The organism is Streptomyces sparsus, assembly GCF_054776295.1.
Map to the genome: position 1 here is coordinate 1 of NZ_BAAHCA010000367.1, position 4,568 is coordinate 4,568.

At 71.2% G+C, this 4,568-nt stretch carries 5 protein-coding genes; 2 read left to right on the top strand and 3 right to left on the bottom strand.

Translation table 11 applies throughout. The features are described 5' to 3' along the window. Positions 1-65 precede the first annotated feature (65 nt). Genes ACYVE9_RS16465 through ACYVE9_RS16475 form a run of 3 tightly spaced genes read right to left on the bottom strand, consistent with a single transcriptional unit; the run spans position 66 to position 3,006 of the window. Positions 66-878 (bottom strand): ABC transporter ATP-binding protein, encoded by an 813-nt coding sequence (locus tag ACYVE9_RS16465; RefSeq protein ID WP_461028620.1) that lies wholly within the window; start codon positions 876-878, stop codon positions 66-68. A gap of 35 nt (positions 879-913) precedes the next feature. After that, on the bottom strand, positions 914-1,942 hold the full coding sequence (locus ACYVE9_RS16470) for a FecCD family ABC transporter permease (protein ID WP_461028616.1): 1,029 nt from the start codon (positions 1,940-1,942) through the stop codon (positions 914-916). Further along, the gene (locus ACYVE9_RS16475; RefSeq protein ID WP_461028617.1) at positions 1,939-3,006 is read right to left on the bottom strand and encodes a FecCD family ABC transporter permease; all 1,068 of its coding nucleotides are present in this window, start codon (positions 3,004-3,006) and stop codon (positions 1,939-1,941) included. Before ACYVE9_RS16475 ends, ACYVE9_RS16470 begins: the two co-directional genes overlap by 4 nt. Positions 3,007-3,149: 143 nt before the next feature. Between ACYVE9_RS16475 and ACYVE9_RS16480 the strand changes: the two genes are divergently transcribed. Both ACYVE9_RS16480 and ACYVE9_RS16485 read left to right on the top strand, forming a co-directional pair. Further along, entirely contained in the window at positions 3,150-4,178 is a 1,029-nt protein-coding gene (locus tag ACYVE9_RS16480) for an ABC transporter substrate-binding protein (protein WP_461028618.1), read from the top strand. Between the two features lie 30 nt (positions 4,179-4,208). Continuing rightward, positions 4,209-4,568: siderophore-interacting protein (locus ACYVE9_RS16485; RefSeq protein ID WP_461028619.1), on the top strand; the 360-nt coding region annotated here is incomplete at its 3' end.

Genomic DNA, 4,568 nt, shown 5'->3' on the forward strand with positions numbered 1-4,568 from the left:
CGTCCGCGGGGGTCGCGGCCGGGCTCGGCGGGCTGCCGGGCAGGGGCTCGTCCATGCCCCTGACGCTACACGGCGGCCCGGCGCCGGGCGGCCGGCACAACGAGGGGTGTTCCGGTCTCCGGATCGTCGATGACCTGGCAACGCAGGCCGAAGACCTCTTCGACGAGGGTGGCGGTGACGACGTCCGCGGGGCGGCCCTCGGCGACGATCCGGCCGCCGCGCATGGCTATCAGGTGGGTGGCGTAGCGGGCCGCGTGGTTGAGGTCGTGCAGCACGGCGACGAGGGTCCGGCCCTGCTCCTCGTGCAGCCGGGCGCACAGGTCGAGCACGTCGATCTGGTGCTGGATGTCGAGGAAGGTGGTCGGCTCGTCGAGGAGCAGCAGCGGCGTCTGCTGGGCGAGCGCCATGGCGATCCACACCCGCTGCCGCTGGCCGCCGGAGAGTTCGTCGACGAATCGGTCGGCGAGTTCGCTGACGCCGGTGGCCGCCATCGACTCGCCGACGATGCGCTCGTCCTCGCGGGACCACTGCCGCAGCAGGCCCTGGTGGGGGTAGCGGCCGCGGGCGACGAGGTCGGCGACGGTGATGCCGTCGGGGGCGATGGACGACTGCGGCAGCAGGCCCAGGGTGCGGGCGACCTGCTTGGCGGGCAGCGTGTGGATGTCGCTGCCCTCCAGCAGGACCGTGCCGGCCTTGGGCTTCAGCATCCGGGCGAGTGCCCGCAGAAGGGTGGACTTGCCGCAGGCGTTGGGGCCGACGACCACGGTGAAGGAGTCGTCGGGAATGGTGACGCTCAGCGCTTCGGTGATGGTGCGCTGGTCGTAGGAGAGGGTCAGTTCCTCGCCGCGAAGCCTGGTGCCTGCCGCGGTGTGCCGCATGTCGGTGGTTCCGTCCTTCGTGAGGTTCGGCATGGTCAGATCCGTCCCGCTCGGCGTTCGGTGGCCAGCAGCCACACCAGGTAGCAGCCGCCCAGTACGCCGGTGACGACGCCGACCGGCAGTTGGTTGCCGGCGAACACGCGCTGGGCGAGCCAGTCGGCGGTCACCAGCAACGCCGCGCCCATGCCGAGCGCGGGGAGCAGGTTGGGGCCGGGGGCCCGGGTGAGGCGCTTCGCGAGCTGGGGGGCGGTGAGCGCGACGAAGGCGACCGGTCCTGCGGCGGCCGCGGCGAAGGAGGCCAGCAGTACCGCGGCGGCCAGCAGGGTCACCCGGATCCGTTCGACACGTACGCCCAGTGCGTAGGCGGCGTCCTCCCCCATCTCCATCATGCGCAGCCCGCGGGCGCAGCCGAGCAGCACCATGGGGAGCAGCACGGCGAGCACCACCATGAGCGGCTGCGCGTCCTTCCATCCGCGTCCGTCGAGGCTGCCGGTCATCCACAGCACGGCCCGGCCGACCTCGAAGACCTGGCCGCGGGTGAGGAGGTAGCCGTTGACGCCGGTGAGGATGGCGGCGATGCCGATGCCGACGAGGATCAGCCGGTAGCCGTGCAGCCCGCCGCGCCACGCCAGTACGTACACCGCGAGGCCGGTGAGGACGCCGCCGGCCAGGGCGCCGCCGGACAGGGCCAGACTGCCGCCGCCGAAGACGAAGATGGCGATGAGCGCGCCGGTGGCGGCGCCGTGGGTGAAGCCGAGGATGTCGGGGCTGGCCAGCGGGTTGCGCACCAGGGACTGGAAGACCGCGCCGGACAGTCCGAGTGCCGCTCCCACGAGCAGCGCGGTCACCGCGCGGGGCAGGCGGACCTCGTTGACGATGAAGTCGTCGGCGGGCAGGCCGTTCCCGGCCAGGGTGCGCAGCACCTCGGCGAAGGACATCGGGTAGTCGCCGGTGCCGATCGCGAGGACCGCCATGACGAGGGCCAGCGCGGTGAGCAGCGCGCCCGTCAGGGCCGCCCTGGGGCGGTAGCGCACGGACCAGTTGCCGAGTCGGAGCGCGTTCATACCGTTGCCATCCTGCGTCGCCTTACGAAGTAGAGGAACACCGGGCCGCCCAGGACCGCGGTGACGATGCCGACCTGGAGTTCGCCGGGCCGGCCGAGGACCCGTCCCAGGACGTCCGCGCCGAGCATGAGTACCGGTGCGAGCACCGCGCAGTACGGCAGCATCCACCGCAGGTCCGGGCCGGTGAGTGAGCGGACGAGGTGGGGCACCATCAGCCCGATGAAGACGATGGGTCCGCAGGCCGCGGTGGCCGCGCCGCACAGCAGGGTGACGGCGACGATGGCGCCGGTGCGGGTCCGTGCGGGGCTGGCGCCCAGCGACCGGGCCGAGTCGTCACCGAGCGCCATGGCGTTGAGCGGCCGGGCCAGGGCGAGCGCCACGAGCACACCGGCCGCGACGAGCGGGCCGAGCTGCGTGACGGTGGAGAACTCGGCGGTGGCCAGTGACCCGACCGTCCAGAACCGCATGCGGTCCAGGGACGCCTTGTCGAGCAGCTGCACGGCGTTGACGTAGGACAGCAGTGCGGCGTTGAGCGCCGTACCGGCCAGCGCCAGGCGGGCCGGGGTGGCTCCGCGCCCACCGCCCACCGCGTAGACGAGCACGGAGACGGCTGCCGCGCCGGCGAACGCGAACCAGATGTAGCCGGTGAAGGTGGTGATGCCGAGGAACGAGATGGAGGTGACGACCGCGGCGGCGGCGCCGGCGTTGATGCCGAGCAGGCCCGGGTCGGCCAGCGGGTTGCGGGTGAGTGCCTGCATGACACAGCCGGCGAGTCCCAGCGCGACTCCCACCAGCAGGCCGAGCAGGGTGCGCGGCAGCCTCATGTCGTGCACGACGGTGTACGTGGCGGCGGAGCTGTCGGTGAGGCCCTGCCAGGCGTCGCCCAGTGACATCGACCGGGCGCCGACGGCGATGCTGAGCGCCACGACGAGGACCAGTGCGGCCAGGGCGGCCACGAGGCCCAGGGCCCGCTGCCGGTTGCGGTCGGATGCCGGCTCCGCCTCGGACGGCGGTGCGTCGGTCGTCGAACCCCGTTGCAGGAGGGGTGACTTGGTGAGAGACACAGGCTGGCTCCAGTGGGGGCCGACGAACTGATCCGAACCGGCCGCTGAATATTAGCTTTGGTTAGGTTAACCTAACTGGCGTTTGGGATCCCAGTCCCACAACACACTTCTGGCATGCACCACTTTTGGAAGAAGGCACTGCTATGTCCCGTTCCCGAGCCACTCATCTCTCCCGCCGCGGACTGCTCGCAGCGGGCGGCGCCCTGGGTCTGGGCGCCCTCGTCACCGCCTGCGGCAGCGACGGCGGTTCGGAGTCCGGCTCGGAGAGCGGCGGCGACAAGGCCTGGTCGTTCACCGACGACCGGGACAAGACGGTCAAGGCCGACTCCCGTCCGGACCGCATCGTCGCCTTCACCGGCACCGCCGCGGCGCTCTACGACTACGGCCTCGACGAGGAACTGGTCGGCGTCTTCGGTGAGACCAAGCTGAAGAACGGCAAGCCGGACCCGACGGCCGGTGACCTGGACGTCGACAAGGTCGAGATCATCGGCAACGCCTGGGGCGAGTTCAGCATCGAGAAGTACGCCGCGCTCAAGCCCGAACTGCTCGTGACGCACATGTACGACCCCGGCGCCTTCTGGTACGTGCCGGACGAGAGCAAGGACAAGATCCTCAAGCTGGCGCCGAGCGTGGTCATCACCACCGGCCGGGTCCCGCTGACGGAGCCCATCAGGCGCTACGCCGAACTCGCCGAGTCCCTCGGCGCGGACCTGAAGGCGAAGAAGGTCACCGACGCCAAGGCGCGCTTCGAGAAGGCCGCGGAGACGCTGCGCAAGACCGCCAAGTCCAGTGGCATCCGGGTGCTCGCCGGTTCCGGCGCGGCCGACACCTTCTACGTCTCCAACCCCGAGCTCTCCAGCGACCTCATGTACTTCAGGGAGTTGGGCGTCGACATCGTCGTGCCGAACAAGCTGGACGAGGGCGACTACTTCGAGAGCCTGAGCTGGGAGAACGCCGACAAGTACGACGCCGACCTGATCATCATGGACAACCGCACGGGCACCCTCCAGCCGGCCGACCTCACCTCGAAGCCGACCTGGACGGAGCTGCCCGCGGTCAAGGCCGGCCAGGTCACCGAGTGGGACGCGGTGCCGCGCTTCTCCTACGCGGGCGCCGCGCCGCTGCTGGAGAACCTCGCCAAGGCCATCCAGGACGCCAAGAAGCTGAGCTGACCCCTCACCACACCAAGGAGCTGACCCTTGATGAGCACCTCAGCCGCCACCCCTGCCACCGACGCCTTCGGATTCTTCGACGTGCGAGTGGCACGGACGCGGCGGCTGGGGCCGTCGATGGTCCGGATCACCTTCGGCGGGGAGCAGTTGCGCGACTTCGCCTCGGGCGGGCGCGACCAGAGCTTCTCGCTGTTCCTGCCGCACCCGGGCCAGCCGGCGCCGCTGGTGCCGCTGGACGCCGGGGAGGGCTGGTTCGCACGCTGGCGGGCCATGGACGAGGACGTCCGGCCGGTGATGCGCTCCTACACCGTGCGCGAGCAGCGCTCGGCACCCGCGGAGGTCGACGTGGACTTCGCGCTGCACGGCGACGGCGGGCCGGCCTGCCGGTGG

Excerpts from the sequence above, each read along its gene's own strand:
- ACYVE9_RS16465 (WP_461028620.1), bottom strand. The coding sequence starts at position 878 with ATGCGGCACACCGCGGCAGGCACCAGGCTTCGCGGCGAGGAACTGACC.
- ACYVE9_RS16470 (WP_461028616.1), bottom strand. The coding sequence starts at position 1,942 with ATGAACGCGCTCCGACTCGGCAACTGGTCCGTGCGCTACCGCCCCAGG.
- ACYVE9_RS16480 (WP_461028618.1), top strand. The coding sequence starts at position 3,150 with ATGTCCCGTTCCCGAGCCACTCATCTCTCCCGCCGCGGACTGCTCGCA.